Annotated in this window: 16 protein-coding genes; 11 read left to right on the top strand and 5 right to left on the bottom strand. The window is 65.4% G+C overall.

Translation table 11 applies throughout. The annotated features are described in order from the left end of the window. Positions 1-195: 195 nt before the first annotated feature. Together AB4Y34_RS05855 and AB4Y34_RS05850 are read right to left on the bottom strand one after the other, a co-directional pair. On the bottom strand, positions 196-447 hold the full coding sequence (locus AB4Y34_RS05855; protein ID WP_008921056.1) for a hypothetical protein: 252 nt from the start codon (positions 445-447) through the stop codon (positions 196-198). A 499-nt stretch (positions 448-946) separates the two neighbouring features. Next, entirely contained in the window at positions 947-2347 is a 1401-nt protein-coding gene (locus AB4Y34_RS05850; protein ID WP_368715499.1) for a GntP family permease, read from the bottom strand. A gap of 329 nt (positions 2348-2676) precedes the next feature. Between AB4Y34_RS05850 and AB4Y34_RS05845 the strand changes: the two genes are divergently transcribed. The 7 genes from AB4Y34_RS05845 (at position 2677) to AB4Y34_RS05815 (ending at position 11924) form a co-directional block, all read left to right on the top strand. Next, on the top strand, positions 2677-4143 hold the full coding sequence (locus AB4Y34_RS05845) for a sigma-54 interaction domain-containing protein (RefSeq protein WP_368715498.1): 1467 nt from the start codon (positions 2677-2679) through the stop codon (positions 4141-4143). Between the two features lie 99 nt (positions 4144-4242). After that, entirely contained in the window at positions 4243-4506 is a 264-nt protein-coding gene (locus AB4Y34_RS05840) for a hypothetical protein (protein WP_368715497.1), read from the top strand. Between the two features lie 517 nt (positions 4507-5023). After that, positions 5024-5227, top strand: coding sequence for a hypothetical protein (locus tag AB4Y34_RS05835; RefSeq protein WP_018438439.1), 204 nt, complete (start codon positions 5024-5026; stop codon positions 5225-5227). A gap of 140 nt (positions 5228-5367) precedes the next feature. Beyond that, complete coding sequence (locus AB4Y34_RS05830) at positions 5368-6567, top strand: serine hydrolase (RefSeq protein WP_176378837.1); 1200 nt, start codon at positions 5368-5370, stop codon at positions 6565-6567. A 124-nt stretch (positions 6568-6691) separates the two neighbouring features. Then, on the top strand, positions 6692-6991 hold the full coding sequence (locus tag AB4Y34_RS05825) for an H-NS family nucleoid-associated regulatory protein (protein ID WP_176120804.1): 300 nt from the start codon (positions 6692-6694) through the stop codon (positions 6989-6991). A 708-nt stretch (positions 6992-7699) separates the two neighbouring features. Then, entirely contained in the window at positions 7700-9301 is a 1602-nt protein-coding gene (locus AB4Y34_RS05820; RefSeq protein WP_176107139.1) for a peptide chain release factor 3, read from the top strand. Positions 9302-9473: 172 nt separating this feature from the next. Further along, positions 9474-11924 (top strand): GNAT family N-acetyltransferase, encoded by a 2451-nt coding sequence (locus tag AB4Y34_RS05815; protein WP_368715496.1) that lies wholly within the window; start codon positions 9474-9476, stop codon positions 11922-11924. 42 nt (positions 11925-11966) lie between these two features. On the opposite strand, the gene AB4Y34_RS05810 is transcribed toward AB4Y34_RS05815, so the two are convergent. Continuing rightward, positions 11967-12512 (bottom strand): hypothetical protein, encoded by a 546-nt coding sequence (locus tag AB4Y34_RS05810; RefSeq protein ID WP_013092899.1) that lies wholly within the window; start codon positions 12510-12512, stop codon positions 11967-11969. A 128-nt stretch (positions 12513-12640) separates the two neighbouring features. Next, the gene (locus AB4Y34_RS05805) at positions 12641-13426 is read right to left on the bottom strand and encodes an IclR family transcriptional regulator (RefSeq protein ID WP_176366385.1); all 786 of its coding nucleotides are present in this window, start codon (positions 13424-13426) and stop codon (positions 12641-12643) included. A gap of 249 nt (positions 13427-13675) precedes the next feature. Here AB4Y34_RS05805 and AB4Y34_RS05800 point away from each other — a divergent pair, with 249 nt between their 5' ends. The 4 genes from AB4Y34_RS05800 to AB4Y34_RS05785 are packed head-to-tail and all read left to right on the top strand — an operon-like array spanning position 13676 to position 17232. Next, positions 13676-14716 (top strand): aldo/keto reductase, encoded by a 1041-nt coding sequence (locus AB4Y34_RS05800; protein ID WP_176366384.1) that lies wholly within the window; start codon positions 13676-13678, stop codon positions 14714-14716. A gap of 7 nt (positions 14717-14723) precedes the next feature. Continuing rightward, positions 14724-15554 (top strand): amidohydrolase, encoded by an 831-nt coding sequence (locus AB4Y34_RS05795; RefSeq protein WP_176378841.1) that lies wholly within the window; start codon positions 14724-14726, stop codon positions 15552-15554. A gap of 33 nt (positions 15555-15587) precedes the next feature. Beyond that, positions 15588-16331, top strand: coding sequence for an SDR family oxidoreductase (locus AB4Y34_RS05790; RefSeq protein WP_368715495.1), 744 nt, complete (start codon positions 15588-15590; stop codon positions 16329-16331). Positions 16332-16383: 52 nt separating this feature from the next. Beyond that, complete coding sequence (locus tag AB4Y34_RS05785) at positions 16384-17232, top strand: ureidoglycolate lyase (RefSeq protein WP_090808236.1); 849 nt, start codon at positions 16384-16386, stop codon at positions 17230-17232. Positions 17233-17318: 86 nt separating this feature from the next. Here AB4Y34_RS05785 and AB4Y34_RS05780 read toward each other — a convergent pair whose 3' ends face one another. Continuing rightward, a complete protein-coding gene (locus AB4Y34_RS05780; protein WP_176120798.1) occupies positions 17319-17753 on the bottom strand; it encodes a PaaI family thioesterase in 435 nt (144 codons plus the stop codon). Between the last annotated feature and the right edge of the window lie 200 nt (positions 17754-17953).

Here is a 17953-nt window from a genome sequence, read left to right as displayed (position 1 = left end):
AAAAACCCGTAGGAAAGCGGTGATTGGCGGTTCGAGCGCCACAAGCGGAAGCACGGCGACGCACGCGGGCGCGCCCAATGCAAACAATTCCGCGCTGCCGCGCTGCCGCGCTGCCGCGCTGCCGCGTCGAAGCGCGACGCCACCGGCGCGGGGAGGCTGACGAGTCACGCGACGGTAATACGCCGCGCGCCTGCTTCACTGACGATGGTTGTGCTGCTCGCCCGGCAACTCGGCGCCATGCGCGCGGATCGCGGCGATCAGCTCCGCGGGCGTGATTTCGTAGCGCACTTCACGATGTATGCCCGGCTTGCGCTCATCGACCTCGATCAGCAGGATGCCTTTGCCGTCTTCAGTCGATTCGAGGCGCAGCGAGCGAAGTTCGCGCGCCGTTGCGTCGTCGTATTCGGTGAGCAGGGCCATTGACCCGGAGGACCCGGTAATGCGCATCGAAGTTGTCCTTGTTGCGTTGGTGATGGAGCCATTGTACGGGGCGGATGGCGTGCCGTCTGCCGCGTCGTCGTGCCGTGTTGCGTCTGCCTCTGTCTCGATCTCGCCCGGGTCTAGTGCATTCGCGGTTGCGGAGCGAGCAACCAGTTTAACGCGACTCCTCGTTGCGACGGCAGCATTTTTCATGCCCCTCGGCGGCGCGGCTTGCGTTCGGGTTTTGTCATCCGGGTGACGCGGGCGCGGGCTAGGCGGCGTCCGGCGGCACTCTCGCTGGGGTTGGCGTCGCTCCCGGATTTCCTCACCTTTCGCGCACGCATCGCGCACTGAAAAAAATAGCCCGTCCGGATAGGACGGGCCGTTAAACGCCGTTGTTACTCGGGTCAGCCTGCCCTTGCAACATTGGGCGCTGACGGCTCCATCCTCGTGCTTCGTCGGCGGTCTGTCGAGGTGGGACTAATGCGGATCTATCAGATCAAAGTGCTGCTTTCCGGTTCGACGTTCACACGAGGCCGGTCGTGTAATACACCAGGATCACGAAGAACACCGCGAGCGTCTTGATCACCGTGACCGCGAAGATGTCGCGATACGACTGCCGGTGTGTGAGACCCGTCACCGCGAGCAGCGTAATCACCGCGCCGTTGTGCGGCAGCGTATCCATGCCGCCGCTCGCCATCGCGACCACCCGATGCAGTACTTCGAGCGGAATGTTCGCGGCCTGCGCGCCCTTGATGAACGTATCGGACATCGCGGCGAGCGCAATGCTCATACCGCCCGATGCCGAACCCGTGATACCCGCCAGTGTGCTGACCGACACCGCGGCATTGACGAGCGGATTCGGAATGCTTTTCAGCGCATTGCTGACGACGAGAAAGCCCGGCAGCGCCGCGATCACACCGCCGAAGCCATATTCCGACGCGGTATTGAGCGACGCCAGCAGCGCTCCCCCCACCGCTGCCTTGGTGCCGACCGCAAAGCGGTGGCTGACGCGGCCGAACGCCGTCAGGATGACCATGATGATGCCGAGCAGCAGCGCGCCCAGCACGGCCCAAATCCCCACCAGAGCCTTGACGTTCGTTTCGACCGGTGCATGCAGGCCCGGCAGGATCTCCGGCGTGACCGTGAAGGATGGGCCGTACCAGGTCGGAATCCAGCGCGTCAGCAAGAAGTTCGCGACGCCGACCACGATGAGCGGCGCGATCGCCAGCAGCGGATGCGGCAGTTCTTTCGATTCGACGCGCTCCGGCTCGTTGACGAGTTCGGTGCCGTAACCCTCGCCGGTCGCCATCGCGCCGCGGCGGCGCCATTCCAGATACGTCAGACCGACCACGATGATGAACAGCGAGCCGAGCACGCCGAGCGTCGGCGCGGCCCACGAGGTGGTCTTGAAGAACGTCGTCGGGATGATGTTCTGGATCTGCGGCGTGCCGGGCAGCGAGTCCATCGTGAACGAGAATGCGCCGAGCGCGATCGCGCCGGGCATCAGCCGTTTCGGAATGTTGCTCTGGCGATACAGCTCGGCCGCGAACGGATAGACCGCGAACACGACGACGAACAGCGACACGCCGCCATAGGTGAGCAACGCGCACACGGCGACGATCACCGCGTTCGCGCGCGAGCGACCGATATAGCGGATCGCGGCCGCGACGATCGACTCGGAGAAGCCCGACAGCTCGATCACCTTGCCGAACACGGCGCCGAGTAGGAACACGGGGAAGTACAGCTTCACGAAGCCGACCATCTTGTCCATGAAAATACTCGTGAAGACCGGCGCGACGGCGGCAGGCTCGGTGAGCAGGACGGCGGCGAGCGCCGCGATCGGCGCGAACAGGATTACGCTGTAGCCGCGATACGCGGCCAACATCAGAAACGCCAGCGCGGCGATAACGATGAGAAAGGTCATTGAGTCTCCATAGCCTGGTTGTTCTACCTTTTTGCCGTCCTGATCAAGCGACGGCGCGGCGCGGTCGACACGCAGATTCCATGCCATGCCCGGCGTTTGTCCGCTGAAGCGCTGCGGCGCCTGGCGCGGGCGTGCAGCGGCTGCCCGAGGCATCGTTGGCGGATTGTACCCGGGGTGTCTCCGAAACGGGACCTCAATCCGGCCAAGACCACCTCAAACCAGGGTAAGTCACGAGGCATAAGGGCTGTCGCCTGTCTCTGTTTGGAGATAAATTTGTCTAGAAATTGAGATTGATTGCAAACAAAACGACAAGCGGAGACAACGACAGCATGATGACCGACTGGACGGGCCTGCCCGCCACCTATGACGACGTGCTGCGTCGGGCGATGGAATCGCTGTTTCGCACGTTCGAAAACTTCAGTGAAGGCACCTTCATCGTAGACGGGCAAGCGCGCGTTGTCTGGATCAATAAACGGTATGCGGCGCGCTTCGGCTTTTCGGACCCGCAACAGGCGATCGGCCGCGATTGCGAAGCGGTGATCCCGAACAGTCTGATGCGCGAAGTCGTCAACACCGGCAAGCCGATCCTGCTCGACATCATGGAGACCGATCGCGAGCCGCTCGTCGTCACGCGTCTGCCGCTGAAGGACGATGCCGGCGCGACGATCGGCGCGGTCGGCTTCGCGCTGTTCGACGAGCTGAAAGCGCTGTCGCCGCTGTTTTCGCAGTACTCGCGGCTGCAGCAGGAGCTGATCGCGACGCGCCAGTCGCTCGCGCAGGCGCGCCGCGCGCGCTATACATTCGGCAGCTTCGTCGGCACGAGCGCGGCGTCGCTCGAAGTGAAACGTCAGGCGCGGCGCGCGGCGCAACTCGAAGCGCCGGTGCTGCTGCTCGGCGAAACCGGCACCGGCAAGGAACTGCTGGCGCACGCGATTCACGGCGGCTCGGCGCGCGCGCATAAGCCGCTCGTCAGCGTCAACGTCGCGGCGATTCCCGACACGCTGCTCGAAGTCGAATTCTTCGGCGCCGCGCCCGGCGCGTACACCGGTGCGGATCGCAAGGGGCGGGTCGGCAAGTTCGAGCTCGCCAACGGCGGCACGCTGTTTCTCGATGAAATCGGCGACATGCCGCTGCCGTTGCAGGGCAAGCTGCTGCGCGTGCTGCAGGACAAGGAGTTCGAGCCGCTCGGCTCGAACCGCGTCGTGCGTGCGGATGTGCGGATCATCGCGGCGACCTCGGCCGATCTACCCGCGCTCGTCGCGGCCGGACGTTTTCGCGCGGATCTGTACTACCGGCTCAACGTGCTGACGATCCTCGCGCCCGCGCTGCGTGAGCGTCCATCCGACATCGAGGCGCTCGCGTACGCGATGCTCGAGGATCTGGCCGCGCAGGCGGGCGGCGGCAGCCACTTCGAATTACACGACGACGCATTGCGTCTGCTGTGCGCGTACGACTGGCCCGGCAACGTGCGCGAGCTGCGCAACACGTTGGAGCGCGCCGTGATGCTGTCCGACAGCGAACGCATCGATGCGCGCGTGCTTGCGCCGTTCGTCGGCTCGGGGCAGGGTGGCGCGACGGCGTCGACGCGGACCCCGTCTGTCGCGGCGGCCAGCGTGGACGTTGCTGCCACCGCGGAACCCACTTCGTGGAGCGATGCGATGGCCGCCTTCGAAAAGCGCTTTCTGTGCGACGCATTGCGCGCGAACGGCGGCCGCGTGATCGACACTGCGAAACAGATCGGCATGGGCCGCGCGACGCTGTACAAGAAGATCGCCGCGCACGGCATCGACGTTTGACGCTCCGCGCCCGCCCGGCCGCGCGGCGCGAACTGACGCAGCACGAGGGCAGCGTGGCACAATCGCGAGATCGAAAAACAAGACGTGACCGGGGTCTCCATGAAACGCCTTTCCTTCTTCCCGCGCCGCTCGAGCATCATGCTGGCCGTCGGCGCGATCGTCGCGCTTGGCGGGTGTAGCAGCAGCGCGCCGCTGTTCCTGCCGGACGGCCGCTTAACCACGCTCGTGCAATGCCCGGTCGGTTCCGACTCGTGCTCGCAACAGGCGGCCGCCAGTTGCAATGGCGCGTTCGACGTCGTGCGGCGGTCGAGCCAGGGCGGCACGCTGAGCCTGATCTACGCGTGCCGCGCGACCGCGAAGTAAGCACCTTTTGCCGCGCCGGTGCAACGCCGGCGCGCGCGGCAGTTCCATTCGCAGGCGGCATTGGTTTTTTCGCTTGTTCCGGGTGATTCCCTGCCAAGTCCCGATACGCTTGCGGTTACCACATGGCTGTCATAAATTCATGTGCCTAATGTGGGTCCGATCCGCGACTGGCATGCGAATTGGGTTAAGTACGCCGCCCGCGGCTTTTTTACAACGTTGAGTCGCCGTACACCGATTATCCTTTGCGCCCCGACAACGATTTATCTTTACCTTCGGGGTGTCCAACGAAGTTCAGTGCGGCAGGCAACGGAACGTGAAATTTGACAGCAGTATTCTTTTTATACAGTCGGGAATTTAACCCCGACGAGAAGAAACTGCCGATTTTTTTCGGCGCAGAAAACGAAGAGGAAGGTTTTCCCGTTACTGGCGGGAATTAATTCGGATCGCGTGGGCCAACGCGACTTATGCTTTCGATTTTTTTGCTTCAACACTAATTCAATAGAATCCGGGGAAAGCAATGAATCATCAGCAACTCGAAAAAGATATCGAGCATCTCGAACAGATAATTTCCCATATTTCCGCAGAAGACCGTATTCCGTTGTCTTATTGGCGAAACCGCCTCCAGCACGTTTCCGGCGCGGTTATCGTGCCGGCGCAGGCAACCCGTGTCAAACGCCTCGATGCCGCGCTTTGCGCATTGGAAAAACGGCAGAAAGCCTGAGTGTCGTCACTAAGTCCGCCAATCGGAATCGGCAATCAGGAAAGCCGTCGTATGCGCTTTCAGCGGACCGGTTATATCTTTCGGTGGATCGCCAAAGTGACATGGGCGCGCACGCTTTCTTTTACCGACACAGGACGAACATGCAGATAGGAGGGCTTGCCGCGACCCGGCTCGCGAGGGTGACCACCACGATGCAGGGTTACGTGGAGCGCGGCGAAGTCGCGGGGGTGGTGGCGCTCGTATGGCGGCGCGGCGAACTCGGCTACTTCGAACCGATAGGCCTACGCGACGAAGCCGCGCAATTGCCGATGGAGCGCGACACGCTGTTTCGCATCGCTTCGATGACGAAGCCGGTGACGAGTGCCGCGATCATGATGCTGATCGAGGAAGACCGCCTCGCGCTCGATGCGCCCGTTTCGCGGTGGCTGCCCGAGCTTGCGGCGCCGCGCGTGCTGCGTGATCCGAGCGGCCCGCTCGACCAGACCGATCCGATTCGCGCGCCGATTACGGTGCTCGACCTGCTCACGCATCGCGCGGGCTTCGCGTATCACTTCACGGCGACGGGCCCGCTCTCCGAAGCCTACTCAGCGGCTTTCAACGGCTTCGAGGCGAGCGGCGGCAACAGCGCGTGGCTCGCGCGCATCGCCGCACTGCCGCTGATGTTCCAGCCCGGCTCGCGCTGGCACTACGGCGTGGCGACCGACGTGCTCGGCGTGCTGATCGAACGCGTGAGCGGCATGCCGCTCGGCGAGTTTTTCCGCACGCGCATTTTCGAGCCGCTCGGCATGCGCGACACCGCGTTCTGGGTGCCCGACGCGCAGCTTGCTCGCCTCGCCACCGCGTACAACATCGATCCGGAAACGCGGCGTCGCGTGGTCGAGGATCATGCGGCGGCGAGCCGCTGGGCCAATCCGCGGCGCTTTCAGAGCGGCGGCGGCGGGCTGGTCTCGACCGCTGAGGACTATCTGCAATTCGCGCAACTGCTGCTCGGGCGCGGCCGCGTCGGCGGCACGCGGCTGCTGTCGCATCGCTCGATCGACCTGATGCGCAGCAATTTCCTGAGCCGCGACCAGCGCCGCCTGCCTGCGTTCGGTCACGTGATCTGGGCGGGGCAGGGCTTCGGCCTTGGACTATCGATCGTCGACGATCCGGCGCAGCAATTGCCGCTCGGCTATCGCTCGCTCGGCTCGTTCGGTTGGCCCGGCGCGTACGGCACGAGCTGGTTCGCCGATCCGGTCGAGAACATGATCGGCCTGATGCTGATCCAGCGCCGCTCGATCGACCCGTTCCCGATGGCCATCGACTTCGAACGCCGCGTCTACGATGCGATCGACGATTGAGCGCGGCCTTCGCGCCTGCGCTCGGCCGCGTGATTCACTATCCTGTGATTTATTCGTCTGATAGTGTCCGCTAACCATTCATCGCGATTCATCGCAGTGCGTCCAACCGAGGGGGAGCACCGGCATGGCCTCTTACAAACAGTTGACTGCGCAACTCGAAAAACTTCACAAGGAAGTCGCAGCCGCGCGCGACAAGGAAGTCGCGCAAGCTATCGCCGATATCAAGCAGAAGATTGCCGAATACGATCTGACCGCCGAAGAACTCGGCTTCACGAGCGCCGCGCCGAAGCCGCGCCGCAAGTCGTCGGCGACGGCAGTCGCCAAGTACCGCAATCCGAAGACCGGCGAAACCTGGAGCGGCCGTGGACGCTCGCCGGCCTGGCTCGTCGGGAAAAATCGCGAGCGGTTTCTGATCGAAGGTTGAAGTTCGCCGTGGATGCCGATGCGTCCGTGTTCTCTGAAGTGATGCGTCGTTTGACTCGTTCCGCACCGTTGCGAAGGTCCCGAAAACGCTCACCTTTGCGTGACGCCTGAACGTGTCCAGCGAGATCCACCGATGCGTTCGAAGCTCGCGGGATGCTTCGGTGAGCCAGGCTTTGTCGCGCGACGCACCGCCGCGGGTGCGAATCACCATCGTGTCGCGCCGCTCCGCACAGCTCGCCGCAAACCCGCGCCGGCCTTTGCCGGCGGGCGTTTCCAGGCGTCGAGCCGGAGCCTCTTCGTAGCGTTGCGACGCTTTACCGCGGTTTTCCCGCACATCGCGGTTGTGGTGCGTGCGCCGCGGCAGGTGCGCGCGTGCGCTTCGCGATCCTCACCTTTGGCCGCGAATCATATTCGCCGCCGCAAGTCCCGAAAACACTCACCTTTGCCCGCGGCATGCGCGGCGCGGGACGCTTGCGCGGTCGCCCCGTCCGGTGCCGCGGCGCTTTCCCCCGGCCGTCGCGCCAGACGTGTATCATTCGCACCTTGCGCCGTTTTTGCACCAGCGATTCCCGCATTGTCGAACCAGTGCCGGCCGATTCCGGCCCGCGCCCGACTCCCGCAGCTCGACGCCGCCGCGCCACGCGCGGCATACCGGCCGCCCGAAGCCGCCGGGAACCGCCCGAACCCCTTTCCGTGACCGCCAGACCCGATGTCAGTCTCCGAACTCAAACGCCGCCGCACGTTCGCGGTCATTTCCCACCCGGACGCGGGTAAAACCACGCTCACCGAAAAGCTGCTGCTGTTTTCGGGCGCGATCCAGATCGCCGGTACGGTGAAGGGCCGCAAGAGCAACCGCTACGCGACGTCCGACTGGATGGAGATCGAAAAGCAACGCGGCATTTCGGTCGCGAGCTCGGTGATGCAGTTCGAGTACGGCGATTGCGTGATCAACCTGCTCGACACGCCGGGCCACGAGGACTTTTCCGAAGATACCTACCGCGTGCTGACCGCGGTCGACGCCGCCGTGATGGTGATCGACGGCGCGAACGGCGTCGAAGCGCAGACACTGAAGCTGCTTGAAGTCTGCCGCAGCCGCAAGACGCCGATCGTCACGTTCATCAACAAGCTCGACCGCGAAGTGCGCGAGCCGCTCGAACTGCTCGACGAAATCGAGCAGCACCTCGGCGTGGCGGCAGTGCCGTTCACATGGCCGATCGGCATGGGCAAGGATTTTCAGGGCGTCTACGACGTCCAGCGCGATCAGGTGCGGGTGTTCCGCGCCGGTCAGGATACGGCCGGCGGCGCGGTCGAAACGCTGCAGGCACTGAGCGACGAGGAAGGCGAGCGCCGTTTCGGCCACGCGTGGGTGCGTGCGAAGGAAGAGATCGATCTGATCAGCGGCGCGACGCCCGAATTCGACCGTGAGCAGTTTCTGGCCGGGCAGCAGTCGCCGGTGCTGTTCGGCTCGGCGATCAACAACTTCGGCGTGAAGGAAATTCTCGACGCGCTGGTCGACCTCGCGCCGCCGCCGTCGATGCGTATGACCGTGCAGCGTCCGGTGCAGCCGGAAGAGTCGAAGTTCACCGGCGTCGTGTTCAAGGTGCAGGCGAACATGGACCTCGCGCACCGCGACCGCGTCGCGTTCATCCGCGTGTGTTCGGGACGTTTCGAGCGCGGCATGGCGGTGAAGGTCACGCGCTCGAACAAGACGTTCCGCGCGAACAACGTGGTCACGTTCCTGTCGCAGCGTCGCGAGACGGTGAGCGAGGCGTATCCGGGCGACATCATCGGTATTCCGAATCACGGCACGCTCAGTCTCGGCGATACGCTGACCGAAGGCGAGCAGCTGCAGTTCGTCGGCCTGCCGTTCTTCGCGCCGGAAATTTTCCAGACCGTCGAAGTGGTCGATCCGATGCGCGCGAAGCAGCTCGGCGAAGCGCTGAAGCAGCTCGGCGAGGAAGGCGCGATCCAGGTGTTCCGTCCCGAAGCGGGCGGTCTGATGATTCTCGGCGCGGTCGGGCAACTGCAGTTCGAAGTGGTGTCGCACCGTCTGTCGACGGAATACAAGGTTGACGTGCGGATGGCGCCGGCGCGCTACCGGCTGTCGCGCTGGGTGACCTGCGACGATCCGGCCGAGCTGCGCCGCTTCACCGACTCGTACTCGGCGCGCATCGCGCTCGATGCGTCCGATGCGCCGACCTACCTGGCCTCGCACGTATCGGAGATCGAAGTCGCGCAGAAGGCGTGGCCGAAGATCGTGTTCAACGAGTTGCGCGAACACTCGGGGGCGCCGTTCAGGAAGGCGATGTAAAGCGGCGAGTCCGCTGGTTTCGAAGCTAAAAAGCCGCGTCGATCGACGCGGCTTTTTTCTTTTCGGTCGCCACGACGTCCCGGCGGCAGCGCGCGACTTCGCCTATGCTGACGGAACCACCCGCCCCGCCGCGAAGCCGGCTCCAATTCCTGTCCAACCGCATGGAGCGACCGTGACCGTTCGCAATCTCGACGCCCTGTTTCGCCCGAAATCCGTCGCCGTGATCGGCGCGTCCGAACGGCCGGGCAGCATCGGCGCGATGGTCTGGGCGCGCGTGCTCGAAGGCGGCTTCGACGGCCCGCTGTGGCCGGTCAATCCGAAGCACGCGAAGCTCGGCGTCCACCCGGTGATTTCCGATGTCGGAGATCTGCCGCAGGCGCCCACCGTCGCGGTGATCTGCACGCCGCCCGCGACATGGCCCTCGTTGATCCACAAGCTCGGCGGTATGGGCACGCGCGCCGTGATCATCGTCGGCGAAGTGCGCAGCGATGAAGACCGGCTCGAACTGCGGCACGCGCTGTCGGCGGCGCGGCCGCATCTGTTGCGCATCGTCGGGCCGGGTAGTCTCGGCGTGGTGTCGCCGGCAATCGGCGCACATCTGGGCGCGCCGTCCTGCACGGTCAAGGCGGGGGGCGTGGCCTGGGTGTCGCAGTCGAATGCGCTGACCAACGCGGTGCTCGGCTGGGCGCGCGCGCGCGGGCTCGGTTTTTCGCACGCGGTGGCGCTCGGAGCGGAGGCCGACGTCGATGCCGGCGACGTGCTCGATTACCTCGCGAGCGACCCCGGCACCCGCGCGATCCTGGTCGAACTCGACAGCGTGCGGGCGGCGCGCAAGTTCATGTCGGCCGCGCGCGCGGCGGCGCGCAACAAGCCGGTGCTCGCGCTGCGCTCCGGCCGCGACGATCCCGCCGACGGTCTCTATACAGCGGCGTTCCGGCGCGCGGGCCTCGTGCGCGTCGACGCGCTCGACGATCTGCTCGACGAAATCGAAACGCTCGGCGTCGGCCGCGTGGCGGCGGGCGCCACCGCGACGCTGATTACCAGCGACCGGGGTCTCGCGACGCTCGCGCGCGACGCATTCAGCGCCGCCGGCGGCCTGCTCGCGCCGTGGCCGGCCGCGGCGTCGGATGCGCTGCGCGAAGCGCTGCCGCTCGCGGTGGGCGGCAATCCGCTGCTGCTCGGCGACGGCGCCCGTCCTGAGCACTTCGGCACCGCGCTGAAGCTGCTCGGCGAGTATCGCGAGACCGGCACCGCCGTCGTGGTGCATGCATCGACGCATGGCGCGCCCGTCGACGACGTCGCGCGGGCGCTGATCGAGCATCAGCGCTTTGCGTATCGCGGGCTGCTCGCATGCTTCTTCGGCGGTGTCGATGCGGCGAGGCGCGACGCGCTGCATGCGCAGGGCATCCCGGTGCACACGACGCCGCAGCGGCTCGCGCGCGCGTTCGCCCGTCTGGTCGATTACCGGCTGGGTCGCGAATTGCTGATGCAAACGCCGGAAGGCCTGCCCGCGCAGATTCCCGAGTCGATCGACGCCGCCCAGGCGCAGGCTCGCGAAGCGTTGGCGGGGGGCGAAAGCGAGCTCGCCGGGGACGCGGCGGCGCGGTTTCTGGCGCGATTCGGGTTGCAGGTGGAGGGTGCGGAAGAAGGGGGCGCCACTGCGCCGGGCCCCGCTGCGCCGTGCGCCGATGCCGACAGCGCGACAAAACCCATCGTCGACGTCGCCGTCGAACTGCACGACGACGACAACTTCGGCCCCGTGTTCCGCTTCGCCGCGCCGCCGATCGACGGCGTTTCCAGCGGGTTGCACGTGTACGGCCTGCCGCCGCTCAATCCGATGCTCGCGCGCGATATCGTCACCCGTTCGCAATACGCGAGGCTGGTCGCGCCGGAGCCGACGCTCGCCGCGTTGACGGCATTGTCGCAAGCGGTTTGCGACGTGCGCGAGATCGTCGGCCTGTCGTTGAAGCTGAGGGTCTACCGGGACCACGTGACGGTGGTCGATCCGGTGTTGCGGGTCGGCGGCAAGCGCAGCCGTCTCGCGATCGTGCCGTATCCGCGCCGCTTCGAGGAAACGATCGACTGGCAGGGTATGCGTATAACGGTACGGCCGATTCGCCCGGAAGACGAAAACGCGCATCGCGAGTTCGTGAACGCGATGACGCCGGAAGATTTGCGGCTGCGTTTTTTCGGTGCGGTCGGCGCGTTCGACCACTCGCAACTCGCGCGCATGACGCAGATCGATTACGACCGGGAAATGGCGCTGATCGCGACGGTCGAGAACGAAGACGGCGTCGCGCAGACGCTCGGCGTGGTGCGCGCGGTGGCCGATCCCGACAACGAGACAGCGGAATTCGCGGTGACCGTGCGCTCGGACCAGAAGGGGCGCCGCCTCGGCCAGTTGCTGATGCAGCGGATCATTGCGTACGCGCGGGCGCGCGATACGCACTGGCTGATCGGTGAGGCGCTGCGCGAGAACACCGCCATGATCGCGCTGGCGAAGGCCAGCGGTTTCACGATCACGCGGACCGAAGATCCCGGCGTGGTCGGCTTCCGGATGGCGCTCGACGAAACGGCGGGGGCGGACCCGAAGTCCGCCGCGCAGAATCAGCCGGGGGTTTGAGCGGCTTACGTCGCGAGCCGCTCAACGCACGGCTTCATCACCTCACGCCGCCAGCTTCTGCGCTGCCTCATCGACTTGCGCGCGCGTGACCGACAGCTCATCGAGCCATGCCTGTGCATACACCGCGCCGGTTTCGCGCTCGAGCCGCGCGATCGTCGCGGCGCAGCGGTTCGCGTCCTTCAGCGTCGAAATGAACGATTTCACCGACTCGCCGCCCTTGAACGCGTCGAACAGCGGCACGCGAATTTCATCGGGCAGCGGGCGGGTGGTCCATTGGTACGGCTTGCCGTTGAACGTCAGCGACGGCGGCAGCACGCGCTCCTTGCGCGCGGCCGGAATCAGGCCGTAGGTGCGCGCCGCTTCGCCGATCTGCTCGGGCGAAAACAGCTCGTCGGGCGTGATGTCGAATTGCTGGATGAAGGTCTCGATGCTTTGCATCGCGGCAGCGCGGTCGTCGCGGCGCTTCTGCGCGTGAGCGACGATGTCGCGCAGTTCGTCGGCTTCTGCCGCGGTGATCGTGAAGCTCGACTGCTTCTGCTGGAGTTCGGAAAAACGCTGGAATTCGGAATCGGTCAGAAGTTTGGCCATTGCTCAATCGATGCGCGCGCATGAGCCCGTCATGCGGCGGTATTTTGGAAGGGCCGCCATTCTAAACCAAGGGCGCGTGCGTGCAGCCGCACGAACGTCGTCGCGCAACTTGCCGCGCACCTTGTCAATCACGCGGCCTGCTCGCGGAACATCGACAGCGCCTGCACCGTGTCGCGCAGCAGCGTGGTGGCCGCTTCGAGCGTCGGCGCGACGTATTCGTCGATCCGCCGCAGATACGGACAGGTGAGCACCGCGATCGCTTGTCCCGACGGCGCGAGGATTGGGAACGTCACGTCGGTGACGCCGAAGGTCTGCTGGCTGTCCTTCTGCCAGAAGCCGGCCGCGCGAATGCGTTCGCAGGCCTCCTCCAGCGCGTCGCGATCGAGCGTCACTTCGCCCTTCACCTTGGTGTGCTCGGCAAGCATCTGCTGACGCTGCTCGACGCTCTGGAACGCGAGCATCACGCGCCCCGAGCCGGTGTCGATCAGTCCGACCCGCGAGCCGAGCCGCACCGACATGCCCCACGTGCCCGGCCCGTCGACCTGTGCGATCACCAGCAGGTTGCCGCGGTCGTAGACGACGAGGTGGCACGACTGCTCGGCCGCGTCGGCGAAGCGCTGCATCAGTGGCAGTGCTTCGGCGATCAGCCGGTTCATCGGCGGATGACGGTGCGCGAGCGCGAACAGCTTCAGGCTCAGCGAGTAGCGGTCGCCGGCCGCCGAGCGCACCACGTATTGACGCGCGACGAGGCGTTCGAGCATCCGGTACATCTCGCTCGCATTGCGGCCCAGCTGCCGCGTGATTTCGGCGCGCGTGAGTCCTTCCTTCTGCTCGGACAGCAGCTCGAGAATGTCGAGGCCTTTGTCCAGTGCGGGGGCGCGGTAGCGGTCGTCGTCTTTGTCTTCGGCGTCCATCGTGAGGGTCAGGATCTCGTCTGGAAGTCTTATTATCTGGCGCGCGCGCAGCGTTTCGCGAACTGAATGTCTGCTGTCCAGGGAAAACCCCGGGCGTCCCGTCGTGCAGTTTTCTTGACTTGGAAAAATTCGAATATGAATAATACGTTCATTGGTGAATGAATGCACGCGTGAGCGAGGCGCGCCTTTTCTGGCTGCGCATTGGGCCCGTCGCATGGTAAAAACACCACAAAATAGGGAGACACGCTCATGTCGGCATCGATCGGATCCAGGATCGGGCAACGGCGCCGGATCGGCCGCGGCTCGTTGCAGGTGAGCGGACTAGGGCTCGGCACGGCGCCGCTCGGCGGCCTGTATCGCGACCTGTCCGACGAGGAGGCCCATGCGACCATCGCCGCCGCCTGGGACGCGGGCGTGCGCTACTTCGACACCGCGCCGCACTATGGCAACACCAAGGCCGAGCATCGGCTCGGCGCCGCGTTGCGCCACTATCCGCGCGGCGAATATGTGCTGTCGACCAAGGTCGGCCGCCGCTTCGTGCCGCGCACGTCGCCATTCGACGACCGCGAGGGCTGGCAGAATCCGCTGCCGTTCGAAGCGATCTACGACTACACGCACGACGGCATTTTGCGTTCGTTCGAGGACAGCCAGCAGCGCCTCGGCATCATCGATATCGACATCCTGCTCGTGCATGACATCGGCCGCGTCACGCACGGCGACCAGCATCCGCACTACTGGCGGCAACTGACCGAAGGCGGCGGTTTCCGCGCGCTGGAGCGCCTGCGTTCGACCGGCGCGATCAAGGCGGTCGGCCTCGGTGTCAACGAAGGCGCGGTGATTCTCGACGCGATGGCCGAGTGCGATATCGATTGCGCGTTGCTCGCGGGGCGTTATACGCTGCTCGAGCAGACCACCCTCGACGACCTGCTGCCCGCCTGCGAGGCGCGCGGCGTCAGCATTCTGCTCGGCGGCGCGTTCAATTCGGGCATTCTGGCGCGCGGCGTCGAAGGCGATCTGAAGTTCAACTACGGCGCCGCGCCGCCCGAGGTGATCGAGCGCGTCGCGCGTCTGGAGGCGGTATGCCGCGCGCACGATGTGCCGCTCGCCGCCGCCGCATTGCAGTTTCCGTATGCGCATCCGGCGGTCGCCACCGTGCTGACCGGCGCGCGCAGTGCCGACGAATTGCGCGAGAACGTCGCGTCGTTCGAGCAACCGATCCCCGCGGCCTTGTGGTCTGCATTGCGCGCCGCGGGCCTGCTCGACCCCCGCGCGCCCGCGCCCGAGGACTGAACCGACCATGCCGATCGACGCTCACCAGCATTACTGGGACCCCGCGCGGGGCGACTACGAGTGGCTGACGCCGGAGCTGAAAATTCTCTACCGGCCGTTCGGGCCTGATGATCTGAAGCCGTTGCGCGAACAGGCCGGCATCGAGCGGACCGTGGTCGTGCAGGCCGCGCCGACGCTCGACGAAACCCGCTACCTGCTCGACATCGCGCGGCACGAGCCGTCGATCGCGGGCGTGGTCGGTTGGGTGCCGCTGCTGTTGCCGAACGCGCCCGATCTGATCGAGGCGCTCGCGCGCGAGCCGAAGTTCAAGGGCGTGCGGCCGATGCTGCAGGACCTGCCCGACGACGGCTGGATCGCCAATCCCGACCTCACGCCGGCGATCGACGCGCTGATCGCGCACGACCTCGCGTTCGATGCGCTGATCTACGCGCGTCACGTGCAGTACGTCGAGATTTTCGCGCAGCGTTTTCCGGCGTTGCGCATGGTGGTCGATCATGGCGCGAAGCCGCCGATCCGCTTCGGCCAGGCGGGCTACGATGTGTGGCGCGATGCGATTACCCGGCTCGCCGCATTCCCTCAGGTGCACTGCAAGCTGTCGGGGCTCGCGACCGAGGCGTCGCCCGGCTGGACCGAAGACACGCTGCGGCCTTACGTCGAACACCTGCTGAACACGTTCGGCCCCGCGCGGCTGATGTGGGGCAGCGACTGGCCCGTGCTCGAACTGAACGGCGACTATCTGCTCTGGCATTCGGTGGCGACCACGCTGCTCGCGTCGTTGAGCGACGCCGAGCGCGACGCCGTGTTCGGCGAGAACGCCGCCGCGTTTTACCGGCTTTGATTTCGTTAGCAGCCCATTCGACTGGAGTCGTAGATGACGCAAAGACTGGCCGGCAAAACGGCCGTGATCACCGCGGCGGGACAAGGTATCGGTCTCGCCACCGCCGAACTGTTCGCGCGCGAAGGGGCGCGCGTGATCGCCACCGATATCCGCATCGACGGACTCGCCGGCAAGCCGATCGAGGCGCGCAAGCTCGACGTGCTCGACGGCGCGGCGATCGAGGCGCTCGCCGCGGAAGTCGGCATGATCGACGTGCTGTTCAACTGCGCGGGCTACGTGCATGCGGGCAATATCCTCGAATGCAGCGAGGAGGACTGGGATTTCGCGTTCGACCTCAACGCGAAGGCGATGTACCGTATGATTCGCGCGTTCTTGCCGGGCATGTTGGAACGGGGCGGCGGCTCGATCATCAACATGTCGTCGGCGGCGTCGAGCGTGAAGGGGGTGCCGAACCGCTTTGCTTACGGCGCGTCGAAGGCCGCGGTGGTCGGGTTGACCAAGTCCGTGGCCGCGGATTTCGTCACGCGTGGTGTACGCTGTAACGCGATTTGCCCGGGCACGGTGTCTTCGCCGTCGCTCGAACAGCGGATCGCCGCGCAGGCTCAGGCGCAGGGCGCGTCCGTCGATGCGGTGCAGGCCGCGTTCGTCGCGCGTCAGCCGATGGGCCGCATCGGCAAGCCGGAGGAAATCGCCGCGCTCGCGCTGTATCTCGCGTCCGACGAGTCGTCGTTCACGACGGGCCAGCTCCATGTGATCGACGGCGGATGGTCGAACTGATTCTGATTGATTGACGAACCGAACACTACTGAATGGAAAGGAAAGTGCAACGATGAAACTGCTTCGTTATGGGCCGAAGGGCCAGGAAAAGCCGGGCCTGCTGGACGCGCAAGGCAAGATTCGCGATCTGTCGAAGGTGGTGGGCGATATCGACGGCGCTGTGCTCGGCGATGAAAGCCTCGCGAAACTGCGCGCACTCGATCCGGCAACGCTGCCGGTCGTCGAAGGCAATCCGCGCGTGGGCCCGTGCGTCGGCAAGATCGGCAAGTTCATCTGCATCGGCCTGAACTACGCGGATCACGCGGCGGAATCGAACCTGCCGGTGCCGGCCGAACCGGTCATCTTCAACAAGTGGACGAGCGCGATCAGCGGCCCGAACGACGACATCGAAATCCCGCGCGGCTCGAAGAAGACCGACTGGGAAGTGGAACTCGGCGTCGTGATCGGCAAGGCGGCGAAGTACGTCGACGAAGCGAACGCGCTCGAGCACGTGGCCGGCTACTGCGTCATCAACGACGTGTCGGAGCGCGAATGGCAGATCGAGCGCGGCGGCACGTGGGACAAGGGCAAGGGCTTCGACACGTTCGGCCCGATCGGCCCGTGGGTCGTCACGCGCGATGAAGTCGCCGATCCGCAGAACCTGAGCCTGTGGCTCGAAGTGGACGGCCATCGCTATCAGAACGGCAGCACGAAGACGATGATCTTCAGTGTCGCGAAGCTGGTGTCGTATGTGTCGCAGTGCATGAGCCTGCAGCCGGGCGACGTGATCTCGACCGGCACGCCGCCGGGCGTCGGCATGGGCGTGAAGCCGAACCCGGTATTCCTGAAGCCGGGGCAGACGGTGCGTCTGGGTATCGAAGGGCTGGGCGAGCAGACGCAGAAGACTTACGCGGCTGAGTAACGCGCTTTCTCTTCCTGTCTCGTCGCTGTGAAATGCAAGGCCGTTCCTGTTACGCGCAGGAGCGGCCTTTTTCATGCCGCGCGGCTTTAACTCCCCGCCTCCTGCTCTCCATTCTCGCCAATCCGATTCACGGTCCCCTGCGCAACCGCCACCAGCTTCTCGCGATTCCCTTCCATTACGAACACGCTGCACTGGCAGGTCGCCTGATGCCGGCCCGCATAGACGACGCTGGCGCGCGCGATCAGCGTGCCCTTCACTGCCGGGCGCAGATAGTTGATCTTGTATTCACCGGTCACGACTCTCGGACCCAGCGACAGCGCGCCCGCGAACGTCAACGCATTGTCGGCGAGATAGCTGATGACGCCGCCATGCACGAAACCATGCTGCTGCCGCAGTTCATCGCGAATCGGCAGACACAGGGTGAGCTCTTCGCTGCTGGCGTGCATCAACTCCGCGCCTAGCAGCATGCTGAACGGCTGGGCGTGCAGTGCGCCGCGCGCCCGGTCGAGTAGGTCGGTCATCGTGGTTCCTTCGTGCAGGGTCGGGGTGGTGCATCGGTGCAGCAGTACATCCGCACGGCGAGCGCCACGCGGTCCCTACCCACTCTAGGAAGTGCCGCTGCACTGCGCAAGGTGATTCCTCGCGATGAACGGAGCATTGTTGCGCAAAACGACCACAATCGCGACGATCGCCGATGAAACCTGCACGTAGGGCGCTTTTT

The organism is Paraburkholderia sp. BR10954 (genome assembly GCF_040965775.1).
Taxonomy (GTDB): Bacteria; Pseudomonadota; Gammaproteobacteria; order Burkholderiales; family Burkholderiaceae; genus Paraburkholderia; species Paraburkholderia youngii.
This window is presented reverse-complemented; position numbering and strand designations above follow the sequence as displayed.